This window comes from Enterobacter sp. SA197 (assembly GCF_054131575.1).
In genome coordinates this window covers 2,878,400-2,897,624 of sequence record NZ_CP096393.1, presented here as the reverse complement: position 1 = coordinate 2,897,624, position 19,225 = coordinate 2,878,400, and the positions used below count along the sequence as shown (strand labels likewise).

Sequence of the window (19,225 nt, the reverse complement as noted above, 5' to 3'; positions counted from 1 at the left end):
CCGGTCAAAAGGCGCAATAAAAAAGCCGTAGCGTCACCCGCTACGGCTTGTCGGTTTTCAATGTAAAAGAGACCTGTTACATGCGTTCGACGGTTTCGATACCCAGAGTATCCAGCCCAAGTTTCAGGGTCTTCGCGGTCAGCAGCGCCAGTTTCAGACGGCTGTTACGCACCGCTTCGCTTTCGGCGCTGAGGATCGGGCAGTGCTCGTAGAAGCCGGAGAACAGGCCCGCCAGATCGTAGAGGTAGGCACACATCACGTGTGGTGTCCCTTCGCGGGCAACCACGCTCAGCGTCTCTTCAAACTGCAGCAGGCGGGCTGCCAGCTGTGCTTCACGATCTTCTGCAATCATTACCGGTGCGTTGAGCAGGGCGCTCTCTTCGATTCCGGCCTTACGGAACACGGACAGCACGCGGGTGTAGGCATACTGCATATAAGGCGCGGTGTTGCCTTCGAATGCCAGCATATTGTCCCAGTCGAACACATAATCCGTGGTACGGTTTTTGGATAGATCCGCATATTTCACCGCACCGATACCCACGGCGTTCGCCAGTTTTTCCAGCTCATCGGCAGGCATATCCGGGTTCTTCTCTGCCACCAGGCGACGGGCGCGTTCCAGTGCTTCATCCAGCAGATCGGACAGTTTTACGGTACCGCCAGCGCGGGTTTTAAAAGGTTTACCGTCCTTGCCGAGCATCATGCCAAACATATGGTGTTCCAGCGGAATGCTTTCCGGCACGTAACCGGCTTTACGCACGATGGTCCAGGCCTGCATCAGATGCTGGTGCTGGCGTGAGTCGATGTAATAGAGCACACGGTCGGCATGCAGGGTTTCGTAACGGTATTTCGCACAGGCGATATCCGTGGTGGTGTAAAGGTAGCCGCCATCCTTCTTCTGGATGATGACTCCCATAGGTTCGCCTTCTTTGTTCTGGTATTCATCAAGGAAGACCACCGTTGCGCCTTCGCTCTCCACCGCAAGTCCTTTGGCCTTTAAATCGGCCACGATGCCGGGCAGCATCGGGTTGTAGAGGCTTTCACCCATCACATCGTCACGGGTCAGGGTCACGTTGAGACGCTGATAGGCAATCTGGTTCTGACCCATAGTGATGTCAACCAGCTTGCGCCACATCTGACGGCAGTATTCGTCGCCGCCCTGCAATTTCACTACGTAGCCACGGGCGCGTTCGGCGAATTCGGCATCCTCGTCGTAATGTTTTTTGGCTTCACGGTAGAAGCCTTCGAGGTCCGCCAGCGCCATTTCACCGGCGTTTTCCTGCTGCTGTTTTTCCAGGTAGGCGATGAGCATGCCGAACTGTGTGCCCCAGTCGCCCACATGGTTCGCACGGATCACTTTATGACCAAGAAACTCCTGAGTACGGACGGCTGCATCACCAATAATGGTTGAACGCAGGTGGCCCACGTGCATCTCTTTGGCCACATTTGGCGCAGAGTAGTCAATCACAATGGTTTGCGGCTGCGGTTTTGCAACGCCCAGACGGTCTGACTTCAGCGCTTCGCTGACGTGCGCGGCAAGGAATGCGGGATCCAGGAAGATATTGATAAAACCAGGGCCCGCTATCTCAACCTTGCTGGCAATCCCGTTGAGGTCGAGATGGGTCAGAACCTGCTCTGCCAGTTGTCGGGGGGCCATACCCAGTTTTTTAGCAATCGCCATCACGCCGTTAGCCTGATAGTCGCCAAACTGGACTTTAGCTGACTGACGAACCTGAGGTTCACAATCTGCTGCCGCGCCTGCGGCAATGAGCGCCTGACTGACTTTTTCTGAGAGAAGCGTCTGAATATTCACCGGGATACCTTACATTGTCGACACAACACGCACGAGTGCGGCTGCGTCCGGGTGTTGATTATGAAAGGCGGGAGTATACTGCAATTGCCCCATGTCGTCAGCAGGGGAACCGCAGTGGTTAATGATTGGGTGTCACGGTTGGTCTGTGGAGCAGAACAGGGTAGATTAGCCGCCTTACTCACCGCACGGATATCACATATGGCCACCTGGCAGACACTCGAAGAACTGAAGGACATTTGCGCAGACCTGCCACGATTTAGCGCTGACTTTTCCCAACTAATAACACGCCTTGGGCTGGACATTGCACCGCTTGAGGCTGACCACATCTCGTTACGCTGCCACCAGAACGCCACGGCTGAACGCTGGCGTCGCGGTCTTGAGCAGTGTGGTGAACTGCTATCTGAAACCCTGATTAATGGTCGCCCTATCTGTTTGTTCAGATTGCGCGAGCCCGTTTGTGTTGCCCACTGGCGTTTTAGCGTGGTTGAACTGCCGTGGCCGGGGGAAAAGCGCTACCCGCATGAGGGGTGGGAGCACATTGAGATTGTACTACCGGGCGATCCGCAAACGCTCAACGCTCGCGCGCTGGCGCTGCTGTCCGATGAGGGATTGCGTCAGGCGGGCATTTTTGTGAAAACCAGCTCACCCAGGGGAGAGCGCGAGCGTCTGCCTAATCCCACTCTGGCGGTGACAGACGGTAAAGTGACGGTGAAGTTTCACCCCTGGAGCATTGAGGCCATTGTAGCCAGCGAGCAGGAAGCCTGAAAGGAGGAAAAATGACGTTACTGGAGATCTGTTGTTACAGCGCAGCCTGCGCATTAACGGCACAGCGTCATGGGGCCGACCGTATCGAATTGTGCGCGGCACCAAAGGAGGGCGGGTTGACGCCGTCACTCGGGGTGCTTAAACGGGTTCGCCAGACGGTGACCATTCCGGTACATCCTATCGTGCGCCCACGCGGTGGCGATTTTTGTTACGACGCCGAAGAGTTTGCCGTCATGCTGGAAGATATTCAGGTCATGCGTGAACTGGGCTTTCCAGGGCTGGTCACGGGGGTACTGGACGAAGAGGGCAACGTCGATGTGACCCGGATGCAGCAGATTATGCATGCCGCACAGGGAATGAAAGTGACATTTCATCGTGCTTTCGATATGTGTGCTGACCCTTATCAAACCGCTGATATTCTGGGCCATTTGGGTGTGGCACGCATTCTGACATCGGGTCAGCAGTCTGGTGCCGAAAAAGGTATTTCATTAATTACGGAACTAAATGGCCGTTCAGGTGTTCCAATAATAATAGCGGGTGCAGGAGTAAGAGAAAGCAATCTGGATTGCTTCCTGACTGCCGGCATCCGGGAGCTACACAGCTCGGCGGGGCAACTAACACCGTCCCCTATGCGTTATCGCAACCCAGGATTATCGATGTCGGCAGACCCCACAGCGGATGAGTACTCCCGTTACCGGGTGGATGGCGACGCCGTCGCGGCGATGAAGGCAAAAATAGCCCGTCACGCGAAGTAACCGATTTTACCGCAGCATCATGTCGCCCAATATGATGCTTATTTGTACCAGGCCCCTGCAATTTCAACAGGGGTCTTTTTTTGTCCTTCTCCTGCATATTCCGGCCCGCAGCGGCGTTCGCTCTCCTCGCTCGCCCCGGTCATTTACTTATGTAAACTCCCGGGTCCTCGCTGCGTTGCTGCCTTGCTGCAAACCGGACTATTGTGGAGAAGGCTTCCCCTGCATATTCCGGCCCGCAGCGGCGTTCGCTCTCCTCGCTCGCCCCGGTCATTTACTTCTGTAAACTTCAGGGTGCTCGCTGCGTTGCTGCAAACCGGACTATTGTGGAGAAGGCTTCCCCTGCATCTTCCGGCCCGCAGCGGCGTTCGCTCTCCTCGCTCGCCCCGGTCTAAACTCCCGGGAACTCGCTGCGTTGCTGCAATGCCTCTGCTGCTGGTTTGAACAGAGATTAGGGCTTTCTGGCAATCAGCACGGCGCGAACCGGGGCGGGGTAGCCCTCTATGGTTTTGCTGCTGTCGTTGGGGTCAAGGAATTCGGCCAGCGATTCGGTGATCATCCAGTCGGTACGGCGCTGCTCTTCGACCGTCGTTGTGCAGACGTCAACTATACGCACATCAACAAAACCGCACTTTTCCAGCCAGTTCTTCAACGCGGCGGCGGAGGGAATGAAATAGACGTTGCGCATTTGCGCATAGCGATCGCCTGGTACCAGAACGGTATTCTCGTCACCCTCGACCACCAGCGTCTCCAGCACCAGCTCGCCGTCCTGCACCAGTTGATCTTTAAGCTGCCAGAGATGCTCCAGCGGAGATCGACGATGGTAGAGCACGCCCATTGAGAAGACGGTATCGAAAGCATTCAGGGCAGGAAGCTGCTCAATGCCCAGCGGCAACAGATGGGCGCGGCGATCGTCACCTAACAGCTTACGCACCGCTTCGAACTGATGCAGGAACAGCGGTGTCGGGTCGATACCCACGGCGAATTTTGCCCCGGCCCCGATCATGCGCCACAGGTGATAACCGCTCCCGCACCCCACATCGAGGATTGTGCGGCCACGCAGATCGGAAAGATGAGGTAAAACGCGATCCCATTTCCAGTCAGAGCGCCACTCAGTGTTGATCTGCAGCCCGTAAAGAGAGAAAGGGCCTTTACGCCACGGCATCAGATTGCGCAGATGAGTTTCAATGCGGGTCAGTTCACCGGCACTTAATGGCGCTTCACTTGATGCAATGACACCATTAAGCAGATCGAGGTGGTGCGGTTTTCGCTCAGGCAGATAGTTTATCGCGCTGGTCCACTGCTTGACTTGCCCGTGCACCGATTCACGCTGCCAGCTGGCAATTTGTGCCGGCAGGGTTTCCAGCCAGTGTGATAGCGGGCTGACGGCAATTTGCTGATAAAAACGCTCAAAGGTAATCATGCGCCATTCCCTGCTTTAACAGCCACCAGTGAACCGAAGTTAAAACACTGGAACCAGACTTCGCTGTGCTCAAACCCGGCGCTGCGCAGGCGTGATTTGTGGGTGGTGACGGAGTCCGTCAGCATCACATTTTCCAGCATGCTGCGTTTCTGGCTGATCTCCAGCTCGCTGTAGCCGTTGGCGCGCTTAAAGTCGTGATGCATGTTAAATAACAACTCACCGACGGTTTCATCTTCAAAGCTGAATTTCTCGGACAGGACCAGCGCACCACCTGGGTTCAGCCCCTGATAAATCTTGTCGAGCAGTGCCTGACGCTCTGCTGGCTCAAGGAATTGCAGGGTGAAGTTCAGCACCACCAGCGAGGCGTTTTCGATGGTCACATCACGGATATCACCCTCAACAACCTGGACGGGTGTTGGCGCTTTATAGGCGTCGATATGACGACGGCAGCGCTCCACCATTGCAGGGGAGTTGTCCACGGCGATAATTTTGCAACCGTCATGATGAATGTTGCGGCGTACCGACAGCGTGGCCGCACCCAGTGAACAACCCAGATCGTAAATCTGCGTCTGCGGCTGCACGAAGCGTTCGGCAAGCATGCCGATCATCGAAATAATGTTGGAGTAACCCGGAACGGAACGCTGGATCATATCGGGGAAGACTTCAGCTACCCGTTCATCGAAAGTCCAGTCGCCCAGGCTGGCGATAGGCGCGGAAAAAAGCGTGTCGCGGTTAGACATAATGTAAATACCTGGGAAAACAAAGTGGCGTATTGTGCGCTAACGCAGGGAGAAAACCAACTCCCACGGCATATACCACAGGTTGGCAAGCGCCATCAGCAGCAGGGCACACCAGGTGGCGCTCATGCCTGAACGCCGCCAGCGAAACAGGCGATGATGAAAACCATAGTAGTGCATCAGTCGCCCGACAATCAGCAGAATGCCGCACACATGAACCATCCAGGTTTCGGCGCCATTCATTTCCATAAACAGCAACAGGATCAACGCAACGGGGATGTACTCCACCGCGTTTCCGTGAATGCGGATTGCACTTTGCAGCTCGCTGAACCCACCGTCGCCATAGCTGACGCGGTATTGCATCCGCAGACGAACAACATCAAAAGAAAACTTAATGAGCAGTAACGCACCCAGCACGGCATACAGCGCGCTAACCATACAAACTCCCTTTAATACCTGATGGCTTTACAATGATAGGTAATCCATTCAGAAAAGAGAAGATTGCGAAGGGATGGACGGAGGAGTGCCAACAGAAGGCACGGCCTGCTGCAAATCGTGCCATAAGGTATCCACAAGCTCAGGAGCCTGGGCAATATCCGGCGTATGCAGAAAGAGATAAGGCGTGGTGGTCTTTTCCCATAAGGGCAGTTTTTCCAGCCAGACCGCAAATAATTCGCGGTTCTGTAGCATGTTATCGCTACCGATAAAGCGCACCATTGGGTTATGTGCGGTGACCAGCGCGTGCACCGGGACTTTCGGTTTTTTCCGTTGCGCCTCTCTCACCGCTTCACTATGCGGTATGGCGCAATGAACCGGGCGGCTGTCGAGGATCACGCGGTTGACGTTACGCTGATGCAGCCCACGGTTGAGAAAGCGTTCATCATCGCCTTTGGCAAAAAACGACGGGTGGCGCACTTCCACGCCATAGGTAAATTCCGCCGGTAAGCTATCCAGAAAAGCCCAAAGCGCAGGCATGTCGCGCGGACCAAACGTAGCCGGAAGCTGTAACCAGTACTGGCCGATGCGATCGGCCAGAGGCGTCATGCGGGTAAAAAATTCCAGCGTCAAATCGCCACACTGGCGCAGCGAGGCGGTATGGGAAATGGTGGCCGGGAATTTAAAGCAAAAACGGAAATTATCTTGTGTCTGTTCCCGCCAGCGCTGAACGATTTCTGCTTTCGGCAGGGCGTAAAGCGTCGTGTTACCCTCCACGCAGTTAAAGTGTCGGGCGTACTCTTCAAGCCCGGTGATACCCATGCGCACCCATTTGGGGTGCGACCACTGTGGAAGGCCAAGATAGATCATAGCGCGGCGAGGATCTCGTCTGTTGTGCGAACGCGGCCAATGCGCGGGAAGATGTTTGTCATGCTCCCCTGGTGTTGTTCAGCGGTTGCGGCGGCACAGGCATCTTCGACAACCACCAGACTGAAGCCCAGTTCCCATGCGTTACGGGCAGTTGACTCGACGCCAATGTTGGTTGAGATACCGCACAGCACGATGGTTTCAATGCCACGGCGGCGCAGTTGCAGCTCAAGATCGGTGCCGTAAAAAGCCCCCCACTGGCGTTTGGTCACTTCAATATCGCTCTCCTGTTTACCCAAAGCCGCGGGGTAGTCCCACCAGTTTTCAGGCAGGGCATGTCCGCCTGCTGCAGCATCCACCGGCTGTTTTAATGCTTCAGCAAAATCCGCCGACCAGCCCACGCGCACCAGCATAACGGGCGCACCTGCGGCACGGAATTTATCCGCCAGTTTAGCGGAGCGGGAGACCACCTGGGCTGCGCTATAGGGTCCGCCGGCGAAAGGCAGAATACCTTCCTGTAAATCGATAACGACCAGCGCGGTTTTTGTGGCATCAAGTTGCAGCATAATTACTCCTGGAATATGAACGGCATCACATTACCTTACCCGGTACGCACTCCTGCACGGTTTACAATTTTTGTTAATTTTTGTGAGAATAGCCGCTAAGCGTGCAGCAAACGCGCGTACAGGCAGTATCGGGCTTATCGTCAGCCATTATTTCCAGTATAATAGCCGCCTTTTTTCATCCAGTTGTGACATTCAGCTAAAGCTGCGATAACGTCGCCTGCAGGGCAGGCAACAAACAGCCTGCGGCTAAGTTAAGGGATATCTCATGCGTACAGAATATTGCGGGCAACTGCGTAAGACCCACGTCGGGCAGCAGGTGACTTTGTGTGGTTGGGTCAACCGTCGTCGTGATCTCGGCAGCCTTATTTTCATCGATATGCGTGACCGCGAAGGCATCGTTCAGGTGTTCTTCGATCCGGATGCAGAAGCCTTTAAGCTGGCCTCTGAACTGCGTAATGAGTTCTGCATCGTCGTCACCGGCACGGTGCGTGCGCGCGACGAGAAAAACGTCAACAGCGACATGGCAACGGGTGAAGTCGAGGTCTTTGCCACAGAACTCACCATTATCAACCGTTCCGAGCCGTTGCCGCTGGACTCCAATCAGGTCAACACCGAAGAAGCGCGTCTGAAATACCGCTATCTCGATCTGCGTCGCCCGGAAATGGCGCAGCGTCTGAAAACCCGAGCGAAAATCACCAGCTTTGTGCGTCGCTTTATGGATGACCACGGCTTCCTGGACATCGAAACGCCGATGCTGACCAAAGCGACGCCGGAAGGCGCTCGTGACTACCTGGTGCCAAGCCGCGTGCATAAAGGTAAGTTTTACGCACTGCCGCAGTCACCTCAGCTGTTCAAACAGCTGTTGATGATGTCCGGTTTTGACCGTTACTACCAGATTGTTAAATGCTTCCGTGACGAAGACCTGCGTGCTGACCGCCAGCCGGAGTTCACCCAGATCGACGTCGAAACCTCTTTCATGACCGCACCGCAGGTACGCGAAGTGATGGAAGATTTGATTCGCAAGCTGTGGCTGGATATTAAAGGCGTGGATCTGGGGCAGTTCCCGATCATGACCTTTGCTGAAGCCGAGCGCCGTTACGGCTCCGATAAGCCGGATCTGCGTAACCCGATGGAGCTGGTGGACGTAGCGGATCTGCTGAAATCCGTTGAGTTTGCTGTCTTTGCAGGCCCGGCCAACGATCCTAAAGGACGCGTGGCGGCTCTGCGTGTGCCCGGTGGCGCGGCCCTGACCCGTAAGCTTATCGATGAGTACGGCAATTTCGTGAAGATTTATGGCGCGAAAGGACTGGCGTACATCAAGGTTAATGAACGCGCTAAAGGGCTGGAAGGCATTAACAGCCCGGTAGCCAAGTTCCTGAATTCAGAGATTGTGGAAGCCATTCTGGAACGCACCGGTGCGCAGGATGGCGACATGATCTTCTTCGGCGCTGACAACAAAAAAGTGGTTGCCGATGCGCTGGGCGCGCTGCGTCTGAAACTGGGTAAAGATCTCAGCCTGACCGATGAAAACAAATGGGCACCGTTGTGGGTTATCGACTTCCCGATGTTTGAAGACGATGGCGAAGGTGGCCTGACGGCGATGCACCACCCCTTCACCTCACCTAAAGACATGACCGCAGCCGAGCTGAAAGCAGCACCGGAAGAAGCGGTGGCTAACGCCTACGATATGGTCATCAACGGTTATGAAGTGGGTGGCGGTTCCGTACGTATTTACAGCGGTGAGATGCAGCAGACCGTGTTCGGCATCCTGGGCATCAACGAGCAGGAACAGCGTGAGAAATTTGGCTTCCTGCTTGATGCGCTGAAATATGGTACCCCGCCGCATGCGGGCCTGGCCTTCGGTCTTGACCGTCTGACCATGCTGCTGACCGGAACCGACAACATTCGTGATGTGATTGCCTTCCCGAAAACCACCGCCGCTGCTTGTCTGATGACAGAAGCACCGAGCTTTGCTAACCCGGCATCTTTAACCGAGCTGGGTATCGAAGTGGTGAAAAAGGAAGAGAAAAACTGATATGGCTTATCTACACGAAATCCTTCGCCCTGCATCGCGGCGGCAACTGAGTGAATTCTCATGAGCATAGATGACTATGTAAATGGGATGAACGAGGGCAGCCAACAACGAGGCAGTGTGAAGGATAAAGTGTACAAGCGCCCTGTTTCTGTGCTGGTTGTTATCTATGCTCAGGACACGAAGCGGGTGCTGATGCTACAGCGACGTGACGATCCTGATTTCTGGCAGTCGGTTACCGGAAGTCTGGAAGAGGGGGAGCTCCCGTCGCAGGCCGCCGTGCGCGAAGTAGAGGAAGAGGTCACGATTAACGTTGCGAAAGAGCAACTGACCTTGATGGACTGTCAACGCACGGTGGAGTTTGAAATTTTTAGTCATTTACGTCATCGATACGCCCCGGGTATTGAGCGCAATACAGAATCCTGGTTCTGTCTTGCGCTTCCCCATGAGCGCGCCATCGTGTTTACAGAACACCTGGCTTACCGCTGGGTTGATGCGCCAGAAGCGGCTGCATTAACCAAATCATGGAGTAACCGGCAGGCAATTGAAGAATTTGTAATTAACGTTAATTAATTTCCAGACCATCCGGTTTCCAGGAAGGCGGCAAGACCGCGAATCGCCAGGAGCTTACAGTGGTAAGTGACAGGTATGAGCGGTCGTAGCCAACGCATCTGGTAGCTGAAAGGCGCAGGATAATTTTGAGGAAATAGTTATGGCAGGTCATAGTAAATGGGCCAACACCAAGCACCGCAAAGCGGCACAGGATGCCAAGCGCGGTAAAATCTTCACTAAAATCATTCGTGAACTGGTCACCGCGGCCCGTCTCGGCGGCGGGGATGCGGGCTCTAACCCACGCCTGCGTGCGGCGATTGATAAGGCGCTGTCCAACAACATGACGCGTGACACCCTGAACCGCGCCATTGCGCGTGGCGTTGGCGGTGATGAAGATGCAAACATGGAAACCATCATTTATGAAGGTTACGGTCCTGGCGGCACAGCGGTGATGGTGGAGTGCCTTTCCGATAACCGTAACCGTACCGTTGCCGAAGTGCGTCACGCTTTCAGCAAAACGGGTGGTAACCTGGGCACTGACGGCTCAGTCGCATATCTGTTCAGTAAAAAAGGCGTTATCTCCTTCGAGAAAGGCGACGAAGACGTCATCATGGAAGCGGCGCTGGAAGCGGGTGCCGAAGACGTGGTGACCTATGATGACGGCGCAATCGACGTTTATACGGCCTGGGAAGAGATGGGTACAGTGCGTGATGCGCTGGAAGCGGCGGGCCTGAAAGCGGACGCGGCTGAAGTGTCAATGATCCCCTCAACCAAAGCGGACATGGATGCAGAAACGGCACCAAAACTGCTGCGTCTGATTGATATGCTTGAAGACTGCGACGATGTTCAGGAAGTTTACCATAACGGTGAGATCTCTGATGAGGTTGCAGCAACGCTGTAATGAGACGCTCTGAACCGTTAAAAGGAGATGCGTGATGTCTATTATTCTCGGTATCGATCCGGGGTCGCGCGTCACCGGTTACGGTGTGATCCGCCAGGTAGGCAGGCAACTGTCCTACCTGGGCTCCGGATGCATCCGTACCAAAGTCGATGATTTACCCTCGCGCCTGAAGCTGATTTACGCAGGGGTGACGGAAATCATCACCCAGTTCCAGCCCGATTATTTTGCTATCGAACAAGTCTTTATGGCCAAAAATGCTGATTCAGCCCTGAAGCTTGGCCAGGCGCGCGGCGTGGCCATCGTTGCCGCCGTCAATCAGGACCTGCCCGTTTTTGAGTATGCCGCTCGCCAGGTCAAGCAGACGGTGGTCGGGAACGGTGGTGCAGAAAAAACGCAGGTTCAGCACATGGTGCGTACCCTACTGAAGCTGCCGGCGAACCCGCAGGCGGATGCTGCCGATGCCCTTGCCATTGCGATTACGCATTGCCATGTCAGTCAGAATGCGATGCAGATGAGCGACTCCCGGCTGAATCTGGCGCGGGGACGGCTGCGCTAAACCCTGTTGTGACGAGGTCAGCGATGTCGCGGGTAATAAAAGCGCTTTTTATTCTTTTCCTCGTTCTGAACGGGTATGTGTTCTGGTCCGAGTATCCCTGGTATCGAACCAGTACGGTTTCCATGGCCAGGGTGTCCGGGCTGCAAGTAACCAGCAGTGCCGAGCGGCAATGGTATGACACCTGCACTTATTTTCGCGGCAGAAAAGATTGCTCGGCGCAATATGCGTACGATGTCAGCTGGCGGGCTGGGGCGAAAACCTGGCACTGGCACGTTGATAAAGCGCGCCTGCCGCCGGATGCGCTACTCTGCATGCACGTCGTGCAAAACCGTCCCGCTATTGCCAAACCCTGCGACGACCTTTTCTTTATTCCAAGCCGGATCCCGGCGCTCATCATGGCATGGGCAATCCTGGCTTTCGTCAGTTTTACCTGGCTGATACATCGCTTTGCGAGGCGCAGGAGGGCGCAGAGGCTGATTTTCCGGGTTTGTACCCCCAAACGTCAGCTCCTGCTGGAGACGGAAGATGGCGATGAAGCGCAGCGATTCATTGGTGACAGGTATCGCGTATGCGCAACATTCCGCACCTGTGAACGCGTCAGGTCTGGGCGCAAAATGTGCAGGGTGGACTGTATTACCTATCATGTGCGCCAGAAAAAGGGCCCCTGATGGGCCAGCACCGCGACGTTATCGCATCAGGGTAGGGTAGAAACGGCGGGTTAATTCACGCTCGCGCCATGATTCGCTGTTTTTCATCTGGATATCTATCCAGCCTTTTTTTATGATACCCCATATTTTCTTCGGCCCTTACGCAGGAGCGTCATGTGATAGGCAGACTCAGAGGCATTATTCTTGAAAAGCAGCCCCCTCTGGTATTGATGGAAGTCGGAGGCGTGGGTTACGAAGTGCATATGCCAATGACCTGCTTCTACGAACTACCTGAAGCCGGTAAAGAGGCGGTGGTCTTCACCCATTTTGTGGTGCGTGAAGACGCGCATCTGCTGTTTGGTTTTAACAATAAGCAGGAGCGCACGCTGTTTCGTGAGTTAATCAAAACCAACGGCGTCGGGCCAAAGCTCGCACTGGCAATTCTCTCCGGTATGAACGCACAGCAGTTTGTTAATGCGGTGGAGCGTGAAGATCCTGCGGCGCTGATAAAATTGCCGGGTATCGGCAAAAAAAACCGCTGAGCGTCTGATTGTTGAAATGAAAGACCGCTTTAAAGGTCTGCATGGCGATCTCTTTACGCCGGCAGCTGATCTGGTACTGACTTCGCCATCAGGTCCGACGGCGGATGATGCGGAACAGGAAGCCGTTGCGGCATTGGTGGCGCTGGGCTATAAACCTCAGGAAGCCAGCCGGATGGTAAGCAAAATCGCTAAATCCGATGCCAGCAGTGAATCGCTAATCCGCGAAGCATTACGCGCCGCGTTGTGAGGTAAAGGATGATAGAAGCAGACCGTCTGATTTCCCCTGGCAGTATGACTGCGGAAGAGGTTGCGGACAGAGCTATTCGCCCGAAGATGTTGGCTGAGTATGTCGGTCAGCCACAGGTGCGATCGCAGATGGAAATATTCATTCAGGCGGCGAAACAGCGCGGTGATGCGCTGGATCACCTGTTGATCTTCGGCCCACCGGGTCTGGGGAAAACCACGCTTGCAAACATCGTGGCTAATGAGATGGGCGTCAATCTGCGTACCACGTCCGGACCGGTGCTGGAGAAGGCGGGCGATCTCGCCGCAATGCTGACTAACCTTGAGCCGCATGATGTTCTGTTTATCGATGAAATTCATCGGCTCTCGCCGGTCGTCGAAGAAGTGCTCTACCCCGCAATGGAAGACTACCAGCTCGATATTATGATTGGTGAGGGGCCGGCGGCGCGGTCAATCAAAATCGATTTACCCCCCTTTACGCTGATTGGTGCGACCACACGGGCAGGCTCCTTAACCTCGCCGCTGCGCGATCGTTTCGGAATTGTTCAGCGCCTTGAGTTTTATCAGGTGGCCGATCTGCAGCATATCGTCGGGCGAAGCGCACGTTTTATGGGCCTTGATATGAGCGACGATGGCGCGCTGGAAGTGGCCAGACGCGCACGCGGGACCCCACGTATCGCCAACCGTCTGTTACGCCGCGTGCGGGATTTTGCTGAAGTGAAACATGATGGTGCCATATCGGTGGATGTGGCGGCGCAGGCGCTGGATATGCTGAATGTGGATGCTGAAGGCTTTGATTATATGGACCGTAAACTGCTTCTGGCGGTGATTGATAAGTTCTTCGGCGGACCGGTAGGGCTGGATAACCTCGCCGCCGCCATTGGCGAAGAGCGCGAAACCATTGAAGACGTGCTTGAGCCTTATCTTATCCAGCAGGGTTTTTTGCAGCGCACGCCGCGCGGGCGTATGGCCACGGTACGTGCCTGGAACCACTTCGGTATTACCCCGCCCGCACTCCCCTGAAACGCCCTTCAGGCGGTCAATAGTCATTTTCTATATCCTGCATGGCTGATCGGGAAACCACGACCGCCAGCAGGATAATTAACAAAAGGATGCCTGTTCCGATGAGTAGCATATGCACCTCCCGTCTGGCTGGCCTCTCCTTACCCTTTGAAGTAACTCCCTGATTAAACTTTAGAAGGGCTTAGGTGCGCGCACCGTCAGAGAAGTCCCGAAGTGAGAAAAAGATCACAGGGTGCAAATTTAAAACCACAAGGGGAGGAGGATGAGATATCCTTCGGCGCGCGACAGGCAGGCTCCCCGCGTGGGCGGGGAGGTTCTGCTAAAGGGAGTTGAAATTCAGTTGGCTGCCTTTTTCACCATCGTAAGCACAAACATCAGCGCCGCACACAGCACCACGGAAGGGCCTGCGGGCGTATCGTAAAAGGCCGAGAAGGTTAATCCACCGGTAACAGAAATCATCCCTATGACTACCGCCACACCGGCCATTTGTTCAGGCGTCTTCGCGAAACGACGGGCTGTAGCGGCGGGGATGATTAACAGTGAGGTGATAATCAGTGCGCCGACAAATTTCATTGCCACACCGATGGTCAGGGCCGTCACCAGCATCAGTAATAATTTCACACGCTGAATTTTAACCCCGTCAACAAAGGCCAGTTCCGGACTGATAGTCATGGAAAGCAGACTGCGCCATTGCCAGAGAAGAATAGCGATAACCACCGAGACCCCAAGCGCAATGGCAATGAGATCCTGCGGGGTAACGGCAAGAAGATCTCCAAAAAGATAAGCCATCAGGTCAACACGAATGTTCGACATCAGGCTCACTACCACCATACCAAGCGAGAGTGCGCTGTGAGCCATGATACCAAGCAGCGTATCCACCGCCAGATGCGGTCGCTTTTCCAGCCAGACGAGGCCCGCTGCCAGCAGTAACGTTACCGCGATAACGGCATAAAAAGGGTTCACATCCAGAAGCAGGCCAAAGGCCACTCCCAGCAACGATGCATGTGCGAGGGTATCGCCAAAATAAGACATCCGACGCCAGACGACAAAAGAACCCAGGGGACCCGCAGCGCAGGCAAGCAGAATCCCGGCAAACCAGCCGGGCAACAGTAATTCAATCATTCGCGTCCATTTCCCTGACGTAAAATAATGCGCCCTTGTAAATCATGGCGATGGTTATGTTGGTGACGATAGATACCCAGTTGCTCAGCGCCGCGCGGGCCAAACATAGAGATGAATTCGGGATGCATCGAGACGACCTCTGGCGCACCCGAACAGCAGATATGATGATTCAGGCACAGCACTTCATCGGTCTTTGCCATTACCAGATGCAAATCATGGGAAACCATTAACACAGCGCAATGGAGCTCGCGACGTAGCTTATCGATAAGATCGTAGAGAGCGACCTGGCCATTAACATCCACACCCTGCGTGGGTTCATCTAATACCAACAGCTCCGGTTTATTAAGCAAAGCGCGCGCCAGCAGAACGCGCTGGGTTTCGCCGCCGGAGAGTTTCTGCATTGGCGCATCAATGAGATGTGCTGCCTGAACGCGCTTGAGCGCCGGCAGAAGATCGGCTTTCCGCGTACCCGGACGCAACCGCATAAATCGCCCGACGGTCAGGGGGAGGGTGGCATCCAGATATAATTTTTGCGGCACATAGCCGATTTGTAGTCGAGGGCCGCGCTTGATAGTGCCGGAATCCGGTGCTACCAGTCCCAGCACGACACGTACAAGCGTCGATTTCCCCGCCCCATTTGGACCCAGCAAGGTCAATATTTTACCCGGTTCCAGATTGAGCGAAATATCAGACAGGACGCGTCTTTGACCAAAACTGACCGAGACATTTTCAAGCGTTATCAAATTAGTCATAGCGTTTAAGGGGTTGCACAAGTGATAGAATGTTATAATATCACATACCACCCATTCATTACGATAATTAGTCGCACTATGTTACATAAAAATACGCTTCTTTGCGCAACACTCTCCACCGCTCTGTTAGGGGCAGTTTCAGGCACCGCAAACGCCGCCGTTGTCGCCTCGTTGAAACCGCTTGGCTTCATCGCTTCCGCTATCGCTGATGGGGTTACTACGACCGAAGTTTTACTTCCGGATGGCGCCTCAGAACATGATTATGCTCTGCGCCCATCCGATGTAAAACGCTTAAATAACGCGGAGTTAGTCTTTTGGGTCGGCCCGGACATGGAAGCTTTCATGGACAAATCTGCCCAACAGATACCCGCCGCTAAACAAGTGGTCATGGCGACACTGCCGGAGGTGAAACCTCTGCTCATGAAAGGGAGCGATCACGACGAGCATGATCATGCCGGACACGATCATGGCGATGAAAATAGTGACGAGCATCATCATCATGGTGATTACAACATGCACCTGTGGCTTTCACCGGAGATTGCGCGGATGTCGGCGGTTGCAATCCACGATAAATTAGTGGAACTTATGCCGCAAAGCCGAGCCCGGCTGGATGCCAATCTGAAAGCGTTTGAGGCAAACTTAGCTCAGACCGACAAGCAGGTTGGTAGCGAGCTGGCACCGTTGAAGGGTAAGGGTTATTTCGTTTTTCACGACGCATACGGCTACTTTGAAAAACATTACGGGCTGACCCCGCTGGGTCACTTTACCGTCAACCCTGAAATTCAACCCGGTGCGCAGCGTTTACATCAAATCAGAACACAGTTGGTTGAGCAAAAAGCAACCTGCGTTTTTGCTGAGCCACAGTTCAGGCCAGCCGTCGTTGAAGCGGTTGCCAGAGGGACCTCTGTCCGAATGGGCACCCTGGATCCCCTGGGAACCCCTGTCCAGCTTGGTAAAGAGAGCTATTCAAAGTTCCTGACCCTGCTGTCGAGCCAGTATGCGAGCTGCCTGAAAGGAGATTAACGAGGAAGTGGATACGTGCAACAGATAGCCCGCTCTGTCGCCCTGGCATTTAATAATCTGCCCCGACCCCACCGCGTAATGCTGGGGTCACTTACAGTTCTCACCCTTACGGTCGCCGTCTGGCGTCCGTATGTTTACCACCCTGAACACACCGAACCTGCCCCTATCGTCAAAGCCATTACGCTTGAAAAGAATGAAATCCGATCGCTGCTGCCTGAGGCGAGCGAACCAATAGACCAGTCTATGCCGGATGAAGTTGAAGACATTCCTCAGGACGAGCTTGATGATAAAACCGCGAACGAAGCGGGCGTGCACGAATATGTTGTTTCTACCGGTGATACCCTCAGCAGCATTCTGAATCAGTACGGTATTGAGATGGGTGATATCAGCCAGCTTGCTGCCGCTGATAAAGACCTGCGAAATATGAAAATCGGTCAACAACTCTCCTGGACCCTGACGGCCGAAGGCGATCTTCAGCGACTGACCTGGGAGATGTCCCGCCGCGAAACCCGCACGTATGACCGCGTTGATGGCGGTTTTAAAATGACCAGCGAACTTCAGAAAGGAGACTGGGTTAATTCAGTGCTGAAAGGGACTGTCGGGGGAAGTTTTGTCAGCAGCGCCCGTGATGCGGGCCTGAGCAGTGGCGAAATCAGTTCGGTTATTAAAGCCATGCAGTGGCAAATGGACTTCCGTAAGCTGAAAAAAGGCGATGAATTTTCGGTACTGATGTCCCGCGAAATGCTTCAGGGCAAGCAGGAACAAAGCCAGCTGGTGGGTGTTCGTCTGCGCTCAGATGGCAAAGATTACTACGCGATTCGCGCTGAAGATGGCAAATTCTACGATCGTAACGGCACGGGCCTGGCGAAGGGCTTTTTGCGTTTCCCGACGTCGAAACAATTCCGCGTCTCCTCTAACTTCAATCCACGTCGACTCAACCCCGTAACCGGGCGGGTTGCACCGCATAAAGGCGTTGATTTCGCCATGCCGCAAGGCACGCCGGTGCTCTCTGTCGGTGACGGTGAGGTGGTAGTGGCGAAACGCAGCGGCGCGGCAGGATACTACGTTGCCGTGCGTCATGGCCGCACCTATACCACGCGGTACATGCACCTGCGAAAACTGCTGGTCAAAGAAGGGCAAAAAGTGAAGCGTGGCGATCGCATTGCGCTTTCTGGTAATACCGGACGTTCTACCGGACCACATTTGCACTATGAAGTGTGGATTAACCAGCAGGCCGTCAACCCGTTAACCGCGAAGCTGCCAAGAACGGAGGGTCTGACAGGGTCAGATCGTCGCGATTACCTGGCGCAGGTTAAAGAAGTGCTCCCACAGCTCCGCTTTGATTAAGGGTTGCATCCCGGAGAGCCGGCCGCATGCGCGCCGGCTTTTTCTTTTGTAGGATCCGGCGCGCCTCGCTACACTGTGCCTACTTTTTATTTTGATACCTGTCTGCCTGCGGAATATGCATGGAAACCAAGAAAAATAATTCTGAATACATACCCGAGTTTGAAAAGGGATTTCGCCATCCGCGTTACTGGGGCGCATGGCTGGGCGTGCTGGCCTTTGCAGGTATTGCTATGGTCCCCCCTTCGCTGCGCGATCCGCTGTTGGGTAAGCTTGGACGTCTTGCCGGTAAGCTTGGCAAAAGTGCGCGCCGTCGCGCGCAAATTAACCTGCTGTACTGTTTTCCTGAGCAAAGCGATGCGCAACGTGAGGCGTTGATCGACGACATGTTCGCCACCGCACCTCAGGCGATGGTGTTGATGGCGGAGCTGGCACTGCGCGGACCGGAAAAAGTGCTGCCGCGTGTGAAATGGCAGGGGCAGGCCATTATCGATGAACTGCGGGAAAACAACGAGAATGTCATTTTTCTTGTGCCACACGGCTGGGGCGTCGATATCCCGGCGATGCTAATGGCGTCGCAGGGGCGCAATATAGCCGCGATGTTTCATAATCAGGGAAACCCGGTATTTGACTATGTCTGGAATAGCGTGCGTCGCCGTTTTGGTGGACGTCTGCATGCCAGAAATGACGGCATCAAACCCTTCATTCACTCCATACGTCAGGGGTACTGGGGCTATTATCTGCCCGACCAGGATCATGGGCCGGAGCACAGTGAGTTCGTGGATTTCTTTGCCACTTACAAAGCCACGCTTCCGGCGATTGGTCGCCTGATGAAAGTATGCCGCGCCCGTATTGTGCCGCTGTTCCCCGTTTATGACGCAAAATCACACCGTCTCACTATTCATGTTCGCCCGCCAATGGACGATCTGAATAGCGCGGATGACAACACCATTGCCCGTCGTATGAACGAAGAGGTGGAATTACTGGTAGGGCCGAACCCCGAACAGTACACCTGGATTTTAAAGTTGCTTAAAACGCGAAAACCCGGAGATAAAGAGCCTTATAAACGTAAAGAGCTCTTTCCGAAGAAGTAGAAGAGATAAAAAAGCCCCGCAGCGTGCGGGGCTTTTTTC

At 54.5% G+C, this 19,225-nt stretch carries 19 protein-coding genes and 1 pseudogene; 12 read left to right on the top strand and 8 right to left on the bottom strand.

Going from position 1 to position 19,225, the window contains the following annotated elements; translation table 11 throughout:
- Positions 1-76: 76 nt before the first annotated feature.
- Positions 77-1,810 carry an arginine--tRNA ligase gene (gene argS, locus M1D91_RS13565; protein WP_437431642.1) on the bottom strand — a complete coding sequence of 578 codons (1,734 nt, stop codon included), beginning with the start codon at positions 1,808-1,810 and terminating at the stop codon, positions 77-79.
- Between the two features lie 198 nt (positions 1,811-2,008).
- Here argS and M1D91_RS13560 point away from each other — a divergent pair, with 198 nt between their 5' ends.
- The gene (locus M1D91_RS13560; RefSeq protein WP_437431641.1) at positions 2,009-2,575 is read left to right on the top strand and encodes a VOC family protein; all 567 of its coding nucleotides are present in this window, start codon (positions 2,009-2,011) and stop codon (positions 2,573-2,575) included.
- Positions 2,576-2,586: 11 nt separating this feature from the next.
- Complete coding sequence (gene cutC, locus M1D91_RS13555; RefSeq protein ID WP_437431640.1) at positions 2,587-3,330, top strand: copper homeostasis protein CutC; 744 nt, start codon at positions 2,587-2,589, stop codon at positions 3,328-3,330.
- A 448-nt stretch (positions 3,331-3,778) separates the two neighbouring features.
- Here the strand turns inward: cutC and cmoB are convergent, their stop codons facing one another.
- Genes cmoB through M1D91_RS13530 form a run of 5 tightly spaced genes read right to left on the bottom strand, consistent with a single transcriptional unit; the run spans position 3,779 to position 7,355 of the window.
- The gene (gene cmoB, locus M1D91_RS13550; RefSeq protein WP_437431639.1) at positions 3,779-4,750 is read right to left on the bottom strand and encodes a tRNA 5-methoxyuridine(34)/uridine 5-oxyacetic acid(34) synthase CmoB; all 972 of its coding nucleotides are present in this window, start codon (positions 4,748-4,750) and stop codon (positions 3,779-3,781) included.
- Positions 4,747-5,490, bottom strand: coding sequence for a carboxy-S-adenosyl-L-methionine synthase CmoA (gene cmoA, locus M1D91_RS13545; protein ID WP_437431638.1), 744 nt, complete (start codon positions 5,488-5,490; stop codon positions 4,747-4,749). Before cmoA ends, cmoB begins: the two co-directional genes overlap by 4 nt.
- 39 nt (positions 5,491-5,529) lie before the next feature.
- The gene (locus M1D91_RS13540; protein ID WP_437431637.1) at positions 5,530-5,925 is read right to left on the bottom strand and encodes an MAPEG family protein; all 396 of its coding nucleotides are present in this window, start codon (positions 5,923-5,925) and stop codon (positions 5,530-5,532) included.
- A 48-nt stretch (positions 5,926-5,973) separates the two neighbouring features.
- Positions 5,974-6,792, bottom strand: coding sequence for a DUF72 domain-containing protein (locus M1D91_RS13535; RefSeq protein WP_437431636.1), 819 nt, complete (start codon positions 6,790-6,792; stop codon positions 5,974-5,976).
- A complete protein-coding gene (locus tag M1D91_RS13530) occupies positions 6,789-7,355 on the bottom strand; it encodes a hydrolase (RefSeq protein ID WP_437431635.1) in 567 nt (188 codons plus the stop codon). The genes M1D91_RS13535 and M1D91_RS13530 overlap by 4 nt, the downstream gene beginning before the upstream one ends.
- A 265-nt stretch (positions 7,356-7,620) precedes the next feature.
- On the opposite strand from M1D91_RS13530, the gene aspS reads away from it, so the two are divergent.
- The 7 genes and pseudogenes from aspS to ruvB all read left to right on the top strand — a co-directional run bounded on the left by aspS (position 7,621) and on the right by ruvB (position 13,851).
- Positions 7,621-9,390: an aspartate--tRNA ligase gene (gene aspS / locus M1D91_RS13525; protein ID WP_437431634.1), complete on the top strand. Its 1,770-nt coding sequence runs from the start codon at positions 7,621-7,623 to the stop codon at positions 9,388-9,390.
- Between the two features lie 117 nt (positions 9,391-9,507).
- The gene (gene nudB / locus M1D91_RS13520; protein WP_437431633.1) at positions 9,508-9,960 is read left to right on the top strand and encodes a dihydroneopterin triphosphate diphosphatase; all 453 of its coding nucleotides are present in this window, start codon (positions 9,508-9,510) and stop codon (positions 9,958-9,960) included.
- 139 nt (positions 9,961-10,099) lie between these two features.
- Entirely contained in the window at positions 10,100-10,840 is a 741-nt protein-coding gene (locus tag M1D91_RS13515; protein WP_437431632.1) for a YebC/PmpR family DNA-binding transcriptional regulator, read from the top strand.
- A 34-nt stretch (positions 10,841-10,874) separates the two neighbouring features.
- On the top strand, positions 10,875-11,396 hold the full coding sequence (gene ruvC, locus M1D91_RS13510; RefSeq protein ID WP_437431631.1) for a crossover junction endodeoxyribonuclease RuvC: 522 nt from the start codon (positions 10,875-10,877) through the stop codon (positions 11,394-11,396).
- Between the two features lie 23 nt (positions 11,397-11,419).
- Positions 11,420-12,064 (top strand): hypothetical protein, encoded by a 645-nt coding sequence (locus M1D91_RS13505; protein WP_437431630.1) that lies wholly within the window; start codon positions 11,420-11,422, stop codon positions 12,062-12,064.
- Positions 12,065-12,219: 155 nt separating this feature from the next.
- Positions 12,220-12,832 (top strand): annotated as a pseudogene (gene ruvA, locus M1D91_RS13500) (Holliday junction branch migration protein RuvA).
- Positions 12,833-12,840: 8 nt separating this feature from the next.
- Entirely contained in the window at positions 12,841-13,851 is a 1,011-nt protein-coding gene (gene ruvB / locus M1D91_RS13495; RefSeq protein ID WP_437431628.1) for a Holliday junction branch migration DNA helicase RuvB, read from the top strand.
- Between the two features lie 336 nt (positions 13,852-14,187).
- Here the strand turns inward: ruvB and znuB are convergent, their stop codons facing one another.
- Together znuB and znuC are read right to left on the bottom strand one after the other, a co-directional pair.
- Entirely contained in the window at positions 14,188-14,973 is a 786-nt protein-coding gene (znuB, locus tag M1D91_RS13490) for a zinc ABC transporter permease subunit ZnuB (protein WP_437431627.1), read from the bottom strand.
- Complete coding sequence (gene znuC / locus M1D91_RS13485; protein WP_437431626.1) at positions 14,970-15,725, bottom strand: zinc ABC transporter ATP-binding protein ZnuC; 756 nt, start codon at positions 15,723-15,725, stop codon at positions 14,970-14,972. Before znuC ends, znuB begins: the two co-directional genes overlap by 4 nt.
- A gap of 78 nt (positions 15,726-15,803) precedes the next feature.
- Between znuC and znuA the strand changes: the two genes are divergently transcribed.
- The 3 genes from znuA (at position 15,804) to lpxM (ending at position 19,186) form a co-directional block, all read left to right on the top strand.
- Entirely contained in the window at positions 15,804-16,748 is a 945-nt protein-coding gene (znuA, locus tag M1D91_RS13480) for a zinc ABC transporter substrate-binding protein ZnuA (protein ID WP_437431625.1), read from the top strand.
- A gap of 15 nt (positions 16,749-16,763) precedes the next feature.
- Entirely contained in the window at positions 16,764-18,095 is a 1,332-nt protein-coding gene (gene mepM / locus M1D91_RS13475) for a murein DD-endopeptidase MepM (protein ID WP_437431624.1), read from the top strand.
- A 119-nt stretch (positions 18,096-18,214) separates the two neighbouring features.
- Positions 18,215-19,186: a lauroyl-Kdo(2)-lipid IV(A) myristoyltransferase gene (gene lpxM / locus M1D91_RS13470; protein ID WP_437431623.1), complete on the top strand. Its 972-nt coding sequence runs from the start codon at positions 18,215-18,217 to the stop codon at positions 19,184-19,186.
- Positions 19,187-19,225: the final 39 nt, after the last annotated feature.

What these genes read in the sequence shown, in the direction of transcription:
- M1D91_RS13560 (WP_437431641.1), top strand. Translation starts at nt 2,009, where the DNA reads ATGGCCACCTGGCAGACACTCGAAGAACTGAAGGACATTTGCGCAGAC.
- cutC (WP_437431640.1), top strand. Translation starts at nt 2,587, where the DNA reads ATGACGTTACTGGAGATCTGTTGTTACAGCGCAGCCTGCGCATTAACG.
- cmoB (WP_437431639.1), bottom strand. Translation starts at nt 4,750, where the DNA reads ATGATTACCTTTGAGCGTTTTTATCAGCAAATTGCCGTCAGCCCGCTA.
- cmoA (WP_437431638.1), bottom strand. Translation starts at nt 5,490, where the DNA reads ATGTCTAACCGCGACACGCTTTTTTCCGCGCCTATCGCCAGCCTGGGC.
- M1D91_RS13540 (WP_437431637.1), bottom strand. Translation starts at nt 5,925, where the DNA reads ATGGTTAGCGCGCTGTATGCCGTGCTGGGTGCGTTACTGCTCATTAAG.
- M1D91_RS13535 (WP_437431636.1), bottom strand. Translation starts at nt 6,792, where the DNA reads ATGATCTATCTTGGCCTTCCACAGTGGTCGCACCCCAAATGGGTGCGC.
- M1D91_RS13530 (WP_437431635.1), bottom strand. Translation starts at nt 7,355, where the DNA reads ATGCTGCAACTTGATGCCACAAAAACCGCGCTGGTCGTTATCGATTTA.
- aspS (WP_437431634.1), top strand. Translation starts at nt 7,621, where the DNA reads ATGCGTACAGAATATTGCGGGCAACTGCGTAAGACCCACGTCGGGCAG.
- M1D91_RS13515 (WP_437431632.1), top strand. Translation starts at nt 10,100, where the DNA reads ATGGCAGGTCATAGTAAATGGGCCAACACCAAGCACCGCAAAGCGGCA.
- ruvC (WP_437431631.1), top strand. Translation starts at nt 10,875, where the DNA reads ATGTCTATTATTCTCGGTATCGATCCGGGGTCGCGCGTCACCGGTTAC.
- M1D91_RS13505 (WP_437431630.1), top strand. Translation starts at nt 11,420, where the DNA reads ATGTCGCGGGTAATAAAAGCGCTTTTTATTCTTTTCCTCGTTCTGAAC.
- ruvB (WP_437431628.1), top strand. Translation starts at nt 12,841, where the DNA reads ATGATAGAAGCAGACCGTCTGATTTCCCCTGGCAGTATGACTGCGGAA.
- znuB (WP_437431627.1), bottom strand. Translation starts at nt 14,973, where the DNA reads ATGATTGAATTACTGTTGCCCGGCTGGTTTGCCGGGATTCTGCTTGCC.
- znuC (WP_437431626.1), bottom strand. Translation starts at nt 15,725, where the DNA reads ATGACTAATTTGATAACGCTTGAAAATGTCTCGGTCAGTTTTGGTCAA.
- znuA (WP_437431625.1), top strand. Translation starts at nt 15,804, where the DNA reads ATGTTACATAAAAATACGCTTCTTTGCGCAACACTCTCCACCGCTCTG.
- lpxM (WP_437431623.1), top strand. Translation starts at nt 18,215, where the DNA reads ATGGAAACCAAGAAAAATAATTCTGAATACATACCCGAGTTTGAAAAG.